This is a genomic window from Pseudoroseomonas cervicalis ATCC 49957 (assembly GCF_000164635.1).
In the GTDB taxonomy this organism is placed as follows: Bacteria; Pseudomonadota; Alphaproteobacteria; order Acetobacterales; family Acetobacteraceae; genus Pseudoroseomonas; species Pseudoroseomonas cervicalis.
Genome location: NZ_GG771228.1, coordinates 1 through 590, shown reverse-complemented (window position 1 = coordinate 590; position 590 = coordinate 1). Strand labels below are relative to the sequence as shown.

Genomic DNA, 590 nt, shown 5'->3' with positions numbered 1-590 from the left:
CGACCCCGGCGCCGGGGCGCTCGGCCTCGACCTCTTCACCCCCGGCGACATCCGCCCGGTCTGGGAAGCCAACCGGCTGGGCTGGGTGCCGCTGCTGCTGCAGGCGGCCCGCCTCTGGCCGGAGGAAGGCCATGGCGCCGCGCTGGAAAGGCGGCTGACAGAGTGGTGCGCCGCCAATCCGCCCTATCGCGGCCCCAACTGGGCCTGCGGGCAGGAGGCGGCGCTGCGCGCGCTGCATCTGGGCCTGGGCCTGGTGCTGGCCGGGCAGGCCGGCGCCTCGGCCCCGCTGCGCCGCCTGCTGGCGCTGCACCGCGCCCGCATCCTGGCGACCGGCGCCTATGCCGCCGCGCAGGACAACAACCACAGCCTCAGCGAGCCGGCCGGGCTGCTGGCCTGCGCCTGGCTGCTCGGCCAGCCGGAGGAGGCCGCCACCGCCGCCCGCGCCCTCGCCCGCGCCATGGCGCGGCTGGTGGCGCCGGATGGCGGCTTCGCCGTCTGCTCCACCGGCTATCACCGGCTGCTGCTCGACACGCTGGCGGCGCTGGAGGCGCTGCGCCGGCATCTGGGGCAGCCGCCCCTGCCGGATCCGC

General features: G+C 78.0%; 1 pseudogene. It reads left to right on the top strand.

Features of this window, described 5'->3' with window-relative positions:
- Positions 1 to 590, top strand: a pseudogene (locus HMPREF0731_RS22710) (alginate lyase family protein); the annotation flags it as partial.